This is a genomic window from Actinoplanes philippinensis (genome assembly GCF_900113015.1).
GTDB lineage: Bacteria > Actinomycetota > Actinomycetes > Mycobacteriales > Micromonosporaceae > Actinoplanes > Actinoplanes philippinensis.
The window spans coordinates 81,445-95,888 of record NZ_FONV01000011.1 but is presented as its reverse complement, the minus strand read 5'-3'; the positions used below and the strand labels follow the sequence as shown (position 1 = coordinate 95,888).

Sequence of the window (14,444 nt, the reverse complement as noted above, 5' to 3'; positions counted from 1 at the left end):
GGCCGCATCCGGCGGCCCGGCCGCCACGACCTCGTCCGCCGGCTCGGCAGCCACGGCACCGTCCACCGACCTCGCGGCCTCGGCTTCCTCCGCCGACCTTGCGGCCTCGGCCTCGTCCATCGGCCCCGCAGCCTCGGCCTCCTCCGCCGGCCTCGCCGCCCTGGACGCTTCCCCGAACTCGGCTTCCGCGGCAGGTGCCTTGTCCGCCGAGTCCGCCCACGGCTCCGTGCTCGCGGCCCCGTTTGCCGAACGCACAATCACGGACGGGCACTCGACGAGCGGCACCGCGGCCACCGATCCGGATGACGGGCCGGACCCTTTCGCCGCGACCGCCTCGGACATTGCCCCACCGTTCTCAGCGGGCACGGATCTCGACGCTTCCGATGAGATTTCGATCGACCACACAGCGCCGGTCACACGAATCTCGATAGAGATCCAGAGATCCACCGCCCCGGCCGCACCCGATTCCATTGCCGTCCCCGTGCCCGACCTGGTTCATGCCGCGGCCACGGACGCCGCTCCACCGGATTCGGATCGGGACGACGTGACTTCGGAGACCGCCTCGGGAGTAGCGCCGGGTTCGGATGTGGCTGACGGGACACCGGAGGCCTTCTCGGAAGTTGTGTCGGATTCGGACCTGGTCGGCGCGACGTCGGAGGCTTCCTCGGAGGTCGTGCCGGATGCCGCGCACACGAATGCGGACGCCGCGGTACTTCCCGATTCCGATGCGGTCGCCGAGATGCCGGACGATGCCTCGGCCGTCGCTGCCATTCCGGATTCGAACGGCACCGATCCGGCACCCGATGCTGCTCGTGCGGATTCTGACGGAACTGCTCCGGTGCTCGACGGTGTGCTTTCGGATGCCGTCTCCGAGCCCTTTCCTGCCGGCCGTGGTGTTGTTGCGGCCCTTCTCTCCGGTCGTGGCGGTGCCCGGCCGGATGATCCCCGGGTGGCCGACGCCGATTCGGAGACCGATGACTCTGAGCGCGACGCCGACAGGGCCGCGTCGGCCGGAAGCGCCGGATCAGCAGCTCCGGGCATCGAACCGGCGTCCACCGCGGAGGTCCCCGACAGCCGGGAGGAGACGGTGGCCGCAGGTGTGACCACCGCCGTGGAGGAAGGGGCCGAGCCGGTCGGGCGCGGCCTTTCCGGCTACACCCGGTCCGATGCCGACTTCGTGCTGGCCGTGGCACTCGCGACGGGCCACGCGCCGGTCCCGCCGACCTCCGCCGCAGTCCAGGTACCGCCCGATGATCTCGACGACGCGGACGCGACGGCGACAGAACAGCCGACCGTCAGCCCGGACGAGACGCCAGCCGGCTCGGTCAACGGAAGCCGCGCAGCTCAACGCTCCCGAAACGATGCGGGCAACAGGTTCACCAACAGACTGAGCCGGACCCTTTCCAGTGACGTGATCCCGTCGACCAGCGCCGAAGGAGCTAACTCGGTCACCGGCGGCGAAGGCGACTCCATCTCCGGCGGCGAAGGCCACTTCGTTTCCGGCGGTGGGGGTGACTCCGTCACTGGCGGCGAAGGCGATTCCGTCTCTGGCGGCGAAGGCGATTCCGTCTCTGGCGGCGAAGGCGACTCCGTTTCCGGCGGTGGGGACAACTCGGTTACGGACGGCGGAGGCAACCTTTTCGGTGATGAGGCCTCCTTGGCGGATGCCGAAACCGATGCCGTCGGTACCGGTCCCGCCGGCGTCGACTCCGAACTCGAAACGGCGACCGAGGCCGATGCCGAGCCGCTCCCCGAACCGACCGGCAGTGAGCCACCCGGCGTCGAAACATCCGGCATCGAAACATCCGGCGATGAACCGACCTGCATCGAAACGTCCGGTGGTGAGCCGACCGGTGGTGAGCCGACCGGTAGTGAGCCGACCGGTAGTGAGCCGACCGGTAGTGAGCCGACCGGCAGCGAACAGGCCGGCAGTGAGCCGACCCCTGCTGAACCGGCCCATACCGAAGCGGCCCGTGCTGAACCGGCCCGCGTCGAGGCGGAGCGGGGCGAGGTGCGCCTACTGTCCCGGCCGCTCGGGTCGGCGCCGCTGCTCGACTCCGAGCCGCTGCCCGCGACCCGCCCGGGCATGCTGCGCCCCCGCCCGCCCGTCGACGGCAGCCTCGGCCCGTCGGCGGCCGGACCGGGTTCTCTCACCGGGTTCCCGCCCGGGGTCGCCTAGAACCTCACGATCCGCCGCCGGCGATCGGCCTATTTGCTGAGGGCGGTCAGGAAGCGCTGCACCACCGGGACGGCGGCTTCGGAACCCGCGCCACCGTTCTGGACCATCACGGCGAAGGCGATGTCGCCCTGGTAGCCGACGAACCAGGAGTGGGTGTCCTCGGAGCCGGTCTTGAATTCGGCGGTTCCGGTCTTGCCGTGGACCGCTCCGCCGGGGACGTTGCGCAGCGCCGTGGCCGTGCCGTCGGTGACGACCTCACGCATCATGGCCCGCAGACCGGTGAGGGCGTCCTGGTCGAGCTTCGGACCGGCGGCCGCCGCGGCGGCGGGCGCCGGGTCGAGGACCAGTTTCGGCTGCTGGAACTGTCCTTTGGCGACGGCCGCGGTGGCGCCGGCCATGGCGAGCGGGCTGACCACGGTGCTGCCCTGGCCGAAGACGGCGGCGGCCAGCTCGGTGGCGGTCCCGCCGTCGGAGACCTGGCCGGAGTACGCCTCGACGCCGAGATCCCAGGTGCCGCCGAGGCCGAGGGCGCCCGCCGCCTCCTGCAGGCCGGCGGCGGTCAGCTTGGGGGCGAGAGCGGCGAACGCGGTGTTGCAGGATTTCGCGAAGTCCACATGGAACGGCACCTTGCCGAGCGCCTGGTCGTGGGAGTTCTTGAATTCACGCCCGTCCACCGTGACCGTTTTAGGACAGTCGACGGCGGTGTCTGCGGTAATGGCGTCGCGGGCGAGCAGCCCGTACGCCGAGATCATCTTGAACGTCGACCCCGGGGGGACCTGGCCGGTGAAGGCGGTGTTGACGCCGCCGGGCTCGGGCCCGTTGGCCGAGGCCAGCACGGCGCCGTCGCTGACCCGGATGGCGACCAGGGAGCTGGGCTGCTTCTCGGCGGCGAGCGCGGTGTCGGCGGCGTTCTGCACCTTGGTGTCGAGCGTCACCTTGATGGGTTTGCCGGCGACCGGCTCGCTGGTGAAGAGCTTGGTGTCCTCGGTGGCGCCGTCGGCGGCCTCACGGGCGATCACCACGGAGAGGCCGGCGGTGCCGCGCAGGACGTCGTCGTACTTCTCCTGGAGGCCGCCGTGCCCGGCCTCGTCACCGGCGAGGAGCACTCCCGGCTTGGCGGCGAGGTCCTCCTCGGTGGCCGGGTCGACGGTGCCGAGCAGGGCGCGCGCGAAGGCCCGGGTGGGTGCGAGCTGCCGGGTCTCGTCGCGGAAGACGGTGCCGGGCAGTGGCCGTACCTCTGACCGGATCTTCTGATAATCGGACTGCCGGAGGCTGATCAGGTCGAGGAAGGCGCCGGGGTCGGCCTTGTCGACGCGGTCCTTGAGGTCGCTCAGGTCCACGTCCACATTGATCTTGGCGAACGCCGCGGCGAGGTCCTTCTGGAGCTGGGGCAGGTCGGTGACCCGCTCCGGGCTGACCCCGACGATCGTCACTTTCTGTGGCCCGACCAGGGTCTTCCCGCCGGCGTCGAGGATGCCGGCGCGGGTGGCGGCGACGCGGCGCAGGCGCAGTTTCTCGCCGGCGGCGAGGTCGGGCTGGACCACGGAGGGCTCCCAGACCACGCTCCATCCGTCCTTGCCGGCCTTGGTGGCGCGCACCGTGCTGCGGTAGCTCCACTCGACCCCGCCGGGCAGGGTCCACTTGACGGTGATCGGTGTGCTGGCGTTGTCGCCGTTCTCCTCGGTGGCGCCGGCCGTGGTGACCGCGAGCGGCTGGCCGGTGAGGTCGCCGTAGAGCCCGTTGATCTGGCTCAGCACGTCGGCCGCGGCGATCTTGCCGCCGGCCGCGGTGACGAAGCCGACGTCGTCGAGCTTCCCGCCGCTCCACCCGCTGAGGAACGCCGTGACGGCGTCCTCGGCCGGGTCCGAGGAGCAGGCGGTGAGTCCGCAGGAGGCGGCGAGCAGCAGTGCGGCCAGGCCGGCGGAGGAGCGGCGCATGAGGGTCCCTTCGGTGGGTAGCTGAACGAACCGTAATAAACAGATGCCCGTTCGGCTGTCCCGCGTATGGGCACACCGGGGGTGTGAGGGTGACGGGGGACTGGCTCTAGGCTGTCCTCGACACGTTCGAGCCCACAGTGCCGTGGGTGAGGGGAGCGCCGGACCATGGCTGTCGCCGACGAGGCAGCGACCGATTCTGATCAGACCGCGTTGTTGGTTGACGAGGTGCCGAACGCCGAGCGGCTGGTCGCCCAGGCGATCGAGCTCGCGGGTGAGGACCACAACACCGCATCGCTGGTGAGCCGCTTCTGGCGGTTCGCGCCGGATGAGGAGCTGATCGGATACACGCCCGACGAGATGTTCTCGGCCGCGGTGGAGCACCGCGAGCTGGCTCGTAATCGTCTGCCCGGTGAGCTGAAGCTCGCCATCACCGAGCCGAGCGGCCCGCAGGCGCACAGCGTCCTGCGGATCGTGACCGACGACATGCCGTTCCTGGTGGACTCGGTGATCGCGCTGCTGACCGCCCACAATCTGCAGGTCTACCTGATGGTGCACCCGCTGATCGTGGTGCGCCGCGAGCCGCTCGGCGCGCTCGCCCAGCTCGAGGCGGACGTCGAGGCCGACGACGCCATCGAGGGCGATCTTGTGGAGAGCTGGATCCGGATCGAGATCGACCCGGTGCGCCGCCCGGAGGCCCGCGAGCAGTTGCTCAACGAGGTGCGGCGGGTGCTCACCGACGTGCGTGACGCCGTCGAGGACTGGCCGCGGATGCGCCAGCGGGCCGTCGTCATCTCCGACGAGCTGGCCGCCGCCCGTGGTTCGGATCGGGGCCTGCCGGTGCCCGACAAGGACGTCACCGACTCGATCGAGCTGCTCAAATGGCTTGCCGACGACCACTTCACGTTCCTGGGCTACCGGGAGTACCGGCTGGACGACGGCGTCCTGACCGCGGTCCCGGGCACCGGGCTGGGCATTCTGCGCGGGGCCAGCAAACCGCGCCGGCTGGCCGCCGAGATGGCCGCCGAGATCTACGAGCGGGCCATGGAGAAACGGCTCCTCGTGATCACCAAGGCGAACTCGCGGGCCACGGTGCACCGTTCGGCGTACCTCGACTACATCGGCGTGAAGCTGTTCAACGACGCCGGCGAGGTGGTCGGCGAGCGCCGCTTCCTGGGCCTGTTCTCCAGTTCGGCGTACCGGACGAGCGTGCGTCAGCTCCCGGTGGTCAAGCGCAAGGTGCAGGAGGTGATGGACCGTTCCGGACTGTCACCCCGTGGCCACTCCGGCAAGGACCTGCTGCAGATCCTCGAGACCTACCCGCGCGACGAGCTCTTCCAGATCAAGACCGATGATCTGTACGAGGCGGTCATCGGCGTTCTGCGGATGGCCGGGCGCCGGCAGTTGCGGCTGTTCCTGCGGCGCGACGGCTACGGCCGGTTCATCTCGTGCCTGATCTACCTGCCACGTGACCGGTTCACCACCGGCAACCGGCTGCGCATGCAGGAGATCCTGCTCCGCGAGCTGAACGGGGTGGGCGTCGACTACACGACCCGGGTCACCGAGCGGATGCTGGCGCGGGTGCACTTCATCGTGCGGACCGACCCGGCAGCCCCGCCCGGTCAGCTGGAGCCGAACGAGCTGGCCGAGCTGCTGGCCGACGCGACCCGGATGTGGGACGACGACTTCTCGCTGGTGCTGGAGCGCAAACTCGGTGACGAGCAGGCCCGGCGGCTGTTCCTGCGATACTCCTCGGCCTACCCGGAGAGTTACAAGAACACCCATACGCCGTACGAGGGGATGCAGGACCTGGCGAAGCTGGAACTCCTGGAGGAGCCCGGCCAGCTGTCCATGCACCTGTTCCGGCGTCGCCGTCTGGGGCCGGACGGCACTCCCACGCCGGACGAGCGTGACGTCCGCTTCAAGGTGTACCGGTACGGCGAGCCGATGATGCTGTCCGCGGTGCTGCCGGTGCTGCACTCGCTGGGTGTCCGGGTCACCGACGAGAGGCCGTACGAGATCCGCCGCCCCGACGGTGTCATCTACCTCTACGACTTCGGCCTGCTGCCGCCGAGCGGCCACCGCGAGCTGGCCGAGGTCCGCCCGCAGGTGGAGAACGCGTTCGCGGCCGCCTGGCGGGGCGAGGCCGAGGTGGACGGCTTCAACGAGCTGGTGCTGCTGGCCGGCCTCACCTGGCGGCAGGTGGTGGTGCTGCGCGCCTACGCGAAGTATCTGCGCCAGACCGGCAACGTCTTCTCCGAGCGATACCTGGAGTCGACCTTCACGCAGTACCCGGAGATCGCCGGGCTGCTGGTGAAACTCTTCGAGGTCCGGTTCTCACCGCATCTCACCGTCGGCGAGAGCGAGCGGGCCCGGCAGGCCGGCGAGGTCCGCGACCGGATCACCGAGCTGCTCGACCAGGTGGAGAGCCTCGACCAGGACCGGATCCTGCGTTCCTACCTCACCCTGATCGAGGCGACCCTGCGGACCAGCTTCTTCCAGCGCGGGCCGGAGGGGCGGCCGAAGTCCTACGTGGCCTTCAAGCTGGACCCGCAGGCCATCCCGGACCTGCCGCAGCCACGGCCCAAGTTCGAGATCTTCGTCTACTCGCCGCGATTCGAGGGCGTGCACCTGCGGTTCGGCGCTGTCGCGCGGGGCGGTCTGCGCTGGTCGGATCGGCGCGAGGACTTCCGTACCGAGGTGCTCGGCCTGGTCAAGGCGCAGATGGTGAAGAACTCGGTGATCGTCCCGGTGGGCGCCAAGGGCGGTTTCGTCCTCAAGCAGAAACCGGGCGACCGGGACGAGGCGGTGGAGTGCTACAAGCGCTTCATCACCGCGCTGCTCGATGTGACCGACAACATCCTGGCCGGCAAGATCGTCCCGCCGAAGGACGTGGTCCGGCACGACGGTGACGACCCGTACCTGGTGGTGGCGGCGGACAAGGGCACCGCCACGTTCTCCGACATCGCCAACGAGATCTCGGTCGGCAAGGACTTCTGGATGGGCGACGCGTTCGCCTCCGGCGGCTCGGCCGGTTACGACCACAAGAAGATGGGCATCACCGCCCGCGGCGCGTGGGAGTCGGTCAAGAAACACTTCCGCGACCTGGGCGTCGACACCCAGAGCGAGGATTTCACGGTGGTCGGCGTCGGCGACATGTCCGGCGACGTCTTCGGCAACGGCATGCTGCTGTCGCAGCACATCCGGCTGGTCGCGGCCTTCGACCACCGCCACATCTTCCTCGATCCGGATCCCACGGCCTCGACGTCGTACGCGGAACGCAAGCGCCTGTTCGACCTGCCCCGCTCCTCCTGGGACGATTACGACAAGTCCCTGATCAGCGAGGGCGGCGGCGTCTATCCGAGGTCGGCGAAGTCGATCCCGGTCAGCCCGCAGGTCCGCGAGCGGCTGCAACTCGGCGACGCCCCGGTGATCAGCCCCGGCGACCTGATGCGCGCGATCCTCAAGGCGCCGGTCGACCTGTTCTTCAACGGCGGCATCGGCACCTACGTGAAGGCGGCCTCCGAGTCGCACGCCGAGGTCGGTGACAAGGGCAACGACGCCATCCGGGTGAACGGCGCCGACCTGCGGGTCAAGGTGGTCGGCGAGGGCGGCAACCTCGGCCTCACCCAGCGCGGGCGGATCGAGTTCGCCCGGGCCGGCGGCCGGGTGTTCACCGACTTCATCGACAACTCGGCCGGTGTGGACTGCTCCGACCACGAGGTCAACATCAAGATCCTGCTCGGTGGCGCGGTCGTCGACGGCGAGATGACCATCCCGGAGCGCGACGAGATGCTCGCCGCGATGACCGACGAGGTCGGCGAGATGGTGCTGCGCGACAACTACGAGCAGGCCATGGCGCTCGGCAACGCCCGCTCACAGGCGCATTCGCTGCTCCCGGTGCACCGGCGCATGCTCAACTCGCTGGAGCAGCGCGGTGAGCTCAACCGGGAGCTGGAGGCCCTGCCGACGGACAAGGAGCTCGCCGTCCGCTACGAGAACGGCGAAGGGCTCACCGCTCCGGAGTTCGCGGTGCTCCTGGCGTACGTCAAGATCAGCCTGGAGCGTGAGGTGCTCGCCGACGAGCTGGTCGACGAGGCCTGGACCAGCGCGGTCCTCACCGAGTACTTCCCGACGCCGCTGCGCGAGCGGTTCGCCGGCCGGATGGCCGGACATCGGCTGCGGCGCGAGATCATCTCGACGTCGCTGGTCAACGAGGTGGTCAACCGCGGGGGTACGTCGTTCGTCTACCGTGCCATGGAGGAGAGCGGGGCGTCCGCGGCCGACGTGATCCGGGCGTACGTGGTGATCCGCGACGTCTACGGGCTGCCGGAGATCTGGGCGGCCGGCGAGGCGCTCGACAACGAGGTGCCGACCGCCGCGCAGACCCTGGTCTTCCTGGAGACCCGGCGGCTGCTCGACCGGGCGGTCCGCTGGCTGGTCAGCACCCGCCGTTCACCGATCGACGTGGCCGGCGAGATCGCCAAACTGCGTCCCGGCGTCGCCGACCTGCTGCCCCGCCTCCCGCAGGTGATCGTCGGCGGGGAGCGCCGCTCGCTGGAGAGCCAGGCCGAGGAGCTGGCCGGCAAGGGCGTCCCGGAGAAACTGGCCGAGACGGTGAGCCGGGTGTTCTACGGCTTCGGCCTGCTCGACATCCTGGAGACGGCGTCCGGGATCGACCGGGACCCGGGCGAGGTGGCGCAGGTCTACTTCGTGCTCTCCGAGCGGTTCGGGGTGGACAAGCTGCTCTCGCACATCTCCCGGCTGCCGCGGGGCGACCGCTGGCAGACCCTGGCCCGGATGGCGCTGCGCTACGACCTGTATGCCGCGCTGGCCGCCCTGACCGCCGAGGTGCTCCAGTCGACGCCGTCGACGGCCGCCCCGGAGGATCGGGTGTCGGAGTGGTCCCAGGTCAACGCGGCCTCGATCGCCCGCGCGTCCAACGCCATGGGCAACGTGGAGGACACTCCCGCCGAGTTGGCGGCGCTCTCGGTGCTGCTGCGCCAGATCCGTACCCTGGTCAAGACGTCAGCGGCCTGATCGGCTTTTTTGGTGAGCCGGACTTCGGCGGGCAGCTCCCGAAGCCCTGCCGAAATCCGGCTCACCGTCTGCGCCGCGGAGTCGAACTGGTCCCGAGCCGAGTTCCGCGACGTTTCCCCAGACCCACCTTCTGGCCATCACGCTAGGTGACGTGGCAACGCGGAGGGAAGCGCAGCGTAGGCGGATTGACCGTTCGGTGGGTCCGTTTCGCCCAGAAGTTTCGCCCATTACCGGACAGTCGTGACGACAAGCGCACCCCTCGTCACGCACCGTGATGCGGCCCTCGTTCCGGCACCGCTTCCGGCGGTGTCCCGGATCGCTCTCGGCCGCCCCGGCGCGGCTGGTCCTCGATGCTGTCGCGGGTGGGCCACGACGGCATCGAGAACGAGCCGGCTGGTTTCAGGGGTGTGCCGGCGCAGCCGGGACGGCTCCGGCGACCAGGCCGAGAGCCTCGGCCGCGGCGCGGCTGTTGGCCAGGGCGGCGCCGTGGGTGATCACGAAGGCGTCCACGCCGGTCGGCCGCCACGCCGACGGCCAGCCCATCTCGACCACGCCCACCGGGCGGTCGGCGGCCAGCTTCTCGATCAGGGTCCGGGCCGCGGGGGAGTTGTGCAGGCGTCGGCCGACGACCACGATCGGGCGGTCGCCGGCACGCTCCGTGATCGACTCGACCGTCGCGTCGGCGGCCACCACCTCGATCTCCTCGGCGGTCGCCAGGTGCGGCGCGAGACCCCACGGCACCTTGCCCTCGGCGATCGAGTACCCCGCGACGAACCGCACCACGAGCGGGTTCCGCAGCCGGTCGTCCGACCCCTCGAACCGCATCCCCTGGCGGGCGGCCTCCACCCCGAGCGCGACATCGGGCCGGCTCGCGGGGGAGGGGTCCGGGTTGCGGGTGGCTGTTGTGGCCGTGGCCGGGCTCGCGTCGGAGGGATTCGGGCTGCGGGTGGCTGTTGTGGCCGCGGCCGGGCCCGCGGCGGAGGGGGCCGGGGTGTGGCGGGCCGGCGTGGGTGCGCCGGCTGCTTCGGGCGTACCCATGGCGGCTGGTTCTGTCTTGGGGTCTGCCGTTGTCGTGGTCCTGGGCGGCGGGCCGCTCCCGGCGGCCAGGTCGGCGGTGCGTTCGGCGGCGTTCTCCAGGCGGGTCAGGGGGAGGCGGCCGTCGCGGGTGGCGGTGGCGATCTCGGTGGCAACCGCTTCGACGAGTTCGAGGGTGACGACGGCGCCGATGCAGAGCAGGTCGGCGCCGGCGGCCAGGGCGGCGACGGCGGCGCGCGGGATGCTTCCGGCAGCGCCCGCCGCGCCGCGCATCTCCAGGGCGTCGGTGACGATCGCTCCGCGGAAGCCCAGCTCGTCGCGGAGGAGCCCGTTCAGCGCGGACCGGCTGAAGGTGGCCGGACCGTCGCCGGTCAGCTGCGGCACCCGGATGTGGGCGCTCATCACGGACCGCACCCCGGCCTCGACGGCGGCGGCGAACGGCGGCAGATCCCGGGAGCGCAGCAGGGACAGTGGCACGTCGACGGTCGGCAACTCCAGATGGGAGTCGGTGACGGTGGCGCCGTGCCCGGGGAAGTGCTTCGCGCAGGCCGCCACCCCGCTGGACTGGAGGCCGGTGACGGCGGCGGCGGTGTGCCGTGCGACGAGCGCCGGATCCGCCCCGAACGACCGGGTGCCGATGATCGGGTTGTCGTCGGCGGTGTTGACGTCGACGGTCGGCGCCAGGTCCAGGTTGATGCCGGCGGCGGCCAGGTCGGCGCCGATCGCGGCGTACACCCGGCGGGTCAGGTCCAGGTTGCCGGCGGCGCCGAGGGCGGCGTTTCCGGGGTACGCGCTACCGGTCCGGTGCCCGAGCCGGGTGACGTCGCCACCCTCCTCGTCGATCGCGATCAGCACGTCCGCGCGGGCCGACCGCAGCTGGGCGGTCAGATCGGCGACCTGTCCGGGATCGACCACGTTGCCGCCGAACAGGGTGTGCCCGGCCAGCCCGTCGAGCAGGAGATCGCCCGCCCACGACGGCGCGACGGCCCCCGGGAACGCGGCGAGAAGGGTGCGCAGGGCCAGCCGGCGGAGGCCCGGGTCGATCGCCATGGTGTCCTTCCGATGCGCAACTCTGGCCGCGAGGGGCCACGAGCTGCCATGATCGCTCGGAGTCGATAGCCACCTTCCGGTCGGCGACATTGCCTACCGTTACGCTGCGGCTGCGTGTCGTGCGTCGACACTGTAACAGGAAAGAATCCTTAGTATTAGGGGACTGAGTTATGGCCGCCACTCGCCTACCGGGCACACCCCGGTTGCTGCGCGCTCTCAACGACCGCGCCGCGCTGGACCTGCTGCTCACCCGAGGCCCGCTCACCCGGGCCCAGCTCGGCGAGATGACCGGCCTCAGCAAGGTCACCGCCTCGCAGCTGGTGGAACGCCTGGAGGAGCGCGGGCTGGTCCGCCGGGTCGGCGAGCAGGCCGGCGGCCGCGGTCCGAACGCCCAGCTCTACGCGGTCACCCCGGGCAGCGCCCACGTCATCGGCGCCGAGGTCGGGCCGGACGGGGTCGTCGCCGCCTGTGCCGACATCACCGGCGCCGTGATCAGCCGCGTCGAGCAGAGCACCAAGGACACCGACGACCCGGTCGGCGTCGTGCACAACGCCGTCGTCCAGGCCGCTGGTGAGGCCGGCGCCGACATGTCCTCGGTCCGCCGCGTCGTGCTAGGCACCCCCGGCCTGGTCGATCCCCAGTCCGGCGAGATCTCGTTCGCTCACGACCTGCCCCGCTGGCACCGCGGCCTCCTCGCCGACCTGCGCCGCGACCTGAACATCCCGGTCTTCTTCGGCAACGACGTCAACATGGCCGCGGTGGCCGAGTCGAGCACCGGCGCCGCCGCCGGAGTGACCGATTTCGCCCTGGTCTGGATCGGCCGGGGCGTCGGTCTGGCCACGGTCATCAACGGCCGTCTCCACCAGGGCGCCACCGGTGCGGCCGGGGAGATCGGCTACCTGCCGGTCGGTGGGGCCGAGGTGCCGCACAACGCGTCCCGGCGCGGAGTCAAGGGCGCGTTCCAGGCGATCGCCGGCGCCGACGCGGTCAAGGCCATCGGCAAACAGTTCGGCTTCCGTGGCGCCGAGGCCGCCGACGTGGTGCGTGCCGCCGTCGCGGCCGGCCCGGCCGGTGAGCCGGTCCTCGACGAGCTAGCCCGCCGCCTCGCCCTCGGCGTCGCCGCCACCTGCGCGGTCCTCGACCCGCCGCTGGTCGTCCTGGCCGGTGAGGTCAGCCGGGCCGGCGGCCCCGCCCTCGCCGACCGGGTGGAACGCGAGGTCGCCGCGATCACCCTCGTCTCCCCGAAGGTCGTGGTCACCGGCGTCGCCTCCGAACCGGTCCTGCACGGCGCGCTCCGCACGGCCCTCGACGCCGTCCGCGACGAGGTCTTCGGCTCCACCACCGACTGACGGCGCCGCCCGGCCGGCGGGTGGCGCCGGATCGGTGACGCTGATCCGGCGGTGGCTGCCGGCTGGGGATTTGCACCCGTGGGGCGGGTCACCGGCACGCCGTCCGGCCGGCGGGGGCGGACATGGTTGGATGGACGCGTGCGCGAGGCTGCCGTATCCATTCCGCCCGACGAGGACACCGTCATCGCCTTCGACCGCGTGAACGTGGTGCGTGGGGGCAACTACCTGATCCGTGACCTGTCCTGGCAGGTCGAGCTGGACGAGCGGTGGGTGGTGCTCGGCCCGAACGGCGCGGGCAAGACGACCCTGCTCAACCTGGCGTCCGCCCGGCTGCATCCGACACGCGGTAACGCGTACGTCCTGGGTGAGAAGCTGGGCCGGACCGATGTGACCGAGCTGCGGACCCGGGTGGGCATCACCACCGGCCGGTTCGCCGATCAGGTGCCGCCGTCCGAGCGGGTGCTCGACGTGGTGGTGACGGCCGCGTGGTCGGTGGTCGGCCGCTGGCGGGAGAGCTACGACCCGCAGGACGAGGCGCGGGCCAGGGAGCTGCTCGATCAGCTCGGCATCGGGGCGTTCGCCGAGCGTGAGTTCGGCACGCTGTCCGAGGGGGAGCGCAAGCGCACCCAGATCGCCCGCGCGCTGATGACCGATCCCGAGCTGATGCTGCTCGACGAGCCGACCGCGGGCCTGGACCTGGGCGGCCGGGAGACGCTGATCGGCCACCTCACCGAGCTGGCCCTCGATCCGGACGCCCCGGCCATGGTGCTCGTCACCCACCACGTGGAGGAGATCCCGCCGGGCTTCACCCACGGTCTGCTGCTCAGGGAGGGCACTGTCGTCGCGGCGGGCCTGCTCGGCGAGGTGATGACCGCGGAGAACCTGACGAAGACCTTCGGGCTGCCGCTGATCGTCGACCGGTTCGGCGATCGGTACACCGCACGGGCCGGCTGATGACCCGGGTCGTCGTCGCGGGCAGCGCGAACATGGACCTGGTCGGGCTGGCGCCGGCCCTCCCCCGGCCGGGTGAGACGGTGCTCGGCGACGACTTCGTGATGACCCCGGGCGGCAAGGGCTCCAACCAGGCGATCGCCGCGGCGCTCGCCGGCGGCGAGACGGTCTTCCTGGGAGCCATCGGCTCCGATTCCTTCGGCGTCACCCTCAACGCGCGGTTGGCGTCGGCCGGTGTGGGCGTCGATCTGGTACGGACCAGCTACGGCTCGTCCGGGGTGGCCGTCATCATGGTGGACCGCGCGGGGGAGAACTCCATCCTGGTCAGCCCGGGGGCCAACCGCACCTTCGTCGGCCTCACCGGCGAGGAGACGTCCGCGATCGGCGCCGCCGACGTGCTGCTGTGCCAGCAGGAGATCCCGATGGCCACGGTGCACGCCGCGCTGCGGGCCGGCCGGGCCGCCGGCACCCGCACCATTTTGAACGCGGCGCCCGCCCGGGTGCTGCCGTCCGGTCTGCTCGACGAGGTGGACCTGCTGGTCGTCAACGAGACCGAGGCACGGGCCATCACCGGCGGCGACGATCCGGATGTGGCGGCGCTGCTGGCCCTGGTGCCCCGGGTGGTGCTGACGCTCAGCGGCAACGGCTCCCGGTATGCCGACCGGGACGGCGCCGACGTGCACGTCCCTGCTTTCCGGGTGGAGGTCGCCGACACCACGGCGGCCGGTGACGCCTTCACCGGCGCGCTGGCCGTGGCCTGGGGTGAGGGCCGCGACCTGATCGACGCGGTCCGCTGGGCGAACGCCGCCGGGGCCGCGTGTGTCCGCCGGGTGGGCGCCAGCAACGCCCTGCCCACCAGGTCCGACATCGAAGCGCTGTACGCCGGGGCCTGACGGCGTCGTGCCC

At 71.3% G+C, this 14,444-nt stretch carries 6 protein-coding genes; 4 read left to right on the top strand and 2 right to left on the bottom strand.

Translation table 11 applies throughout. The annotated features are described in order from the left end of the window. Positions 1–2,208: 2,208 nt before the first annotated feature. On the bottom strand, positions 2,209–4,116 hold the full coding sequence (locus BM290_RS28635) for a penicillin-binding transpeptidase domain-containing protein (protein ID WP_093619018.1): 1,908 nt from the start codon (positions 4,114–4,116) through the stop codon (positions 2,209–2,211). 165 nt (positions 4,117–4,281) lie between these two features. Between BM290_RS28635 and BM290_RS28630 the strand changes: the two genes are divergently transcribed. Next, entirely contained in the window at positions 4,282–9,153 is a 4,872-nt protein-coding gene (locus BM290_RS28630; RefSeq protein ID WP_093619017.1) for an NAD-glutamate dehydrogenase, read from the top strand. Between the two features lie 399 nt (positions 9,154–9,552). On the opposite strand, the gene BM290_RS28625 is transcribed toward BM290_RS28630, so the two are convergent. Then, positions 9,553–11,238 carry a glycoside hydrolase family 3 N-terminal domain-containing protein gene (locus tag BM290_RS28625; RefSeq protein ID WP_093619016.1) on the bottom strand — a complete coding sequence of 562 codons (1,686 nt, stop codon included), beginning with the start codon at positions 11,236–11,238 and terminating at the stop codon, positions 9,553–9,555. 170 nt (positions 11,239–11,408) lie between these two features. Between BM290_RS28625 and BM290_RS28620 the strand changes: the two genes are divergently transcribed. The 3 genes from BM290_RS28620 (at position 11,409) to BM290_RS28610 (ending at position 14,431) form a co-directional block, all read left to right on the top strand. Next, entirely contained in the window at positions 11,409–12,587 is a 1,179-nt protein-coding gene (locus tag BM290_RS28620) for an ROK family transcriptional regulator (protein WP_093619015.1), read from the top strand. Between the two features lie 78 nt (positions 12,588–12,665). Beyond that, on the top strand, positions 12,666–13,541 hold the full coding sequence (locus BM290_RS28615; RefSeq protein WP_373871087.1) for an ABC transporter ATP-binding protein: 876 nt from the start codon (positions 12,666–12,668) through the stop codon (positions 13,539–13,541). Continuing rightward, positions 13,541–14,431 (top strand): ribokinase, encoded by an 891-nt coding sequence (locus BM290_RS28610; protein ID WP_093619014.1) that lies wholly within the window; start codon positions 13,541–13,543, stop codon positions 14,429–14,431. The genes BM290_RS28615 and BM290_RS28610 overlap by 1 nt, the downstream gene beginning before the upstream one ends. Positions 14,432–14,444 lie beyond the last annotated feature (13 nt).

Coding starts and splice junctions, on each gene's coding strand:
- BM290_RS28635 (WP_093619018.1), bottom strand. CDS start 4,116: ATGCGCCGCTCCTCCGCCGGCCTGGCCGCACTGCTGCTCGCCGCCTCC.
- BM290_RS28630 (WP_093619017.1), top strand. CDS start 4,282: ATGGCTGTCGCCGACGAGGCAGCGACCGATTCTGATCAGACCGCGTTG.
- BM290_RS28625 (WP_093619016.1), bottom strand. CDS start 11,238: ATGGCGATCGACCCGGGCCTCCGCCGGCTGGCCCTGCGCACCCTTCTC.
- BM290_RS28620 (WP_093619015.1), top strand. CDS start 11,409: ATGGCCGCCACTCGCCTACCGGGCACACCCCGGTTGCTGCGCGCTCTC.
- BM290_RS28610 (WP_093619014.1), top strand. CDS start 13,541: ATGACCCGGGTCGTCGTCGCGGGCAGCGCGAACATGGACCTGGTCGGG.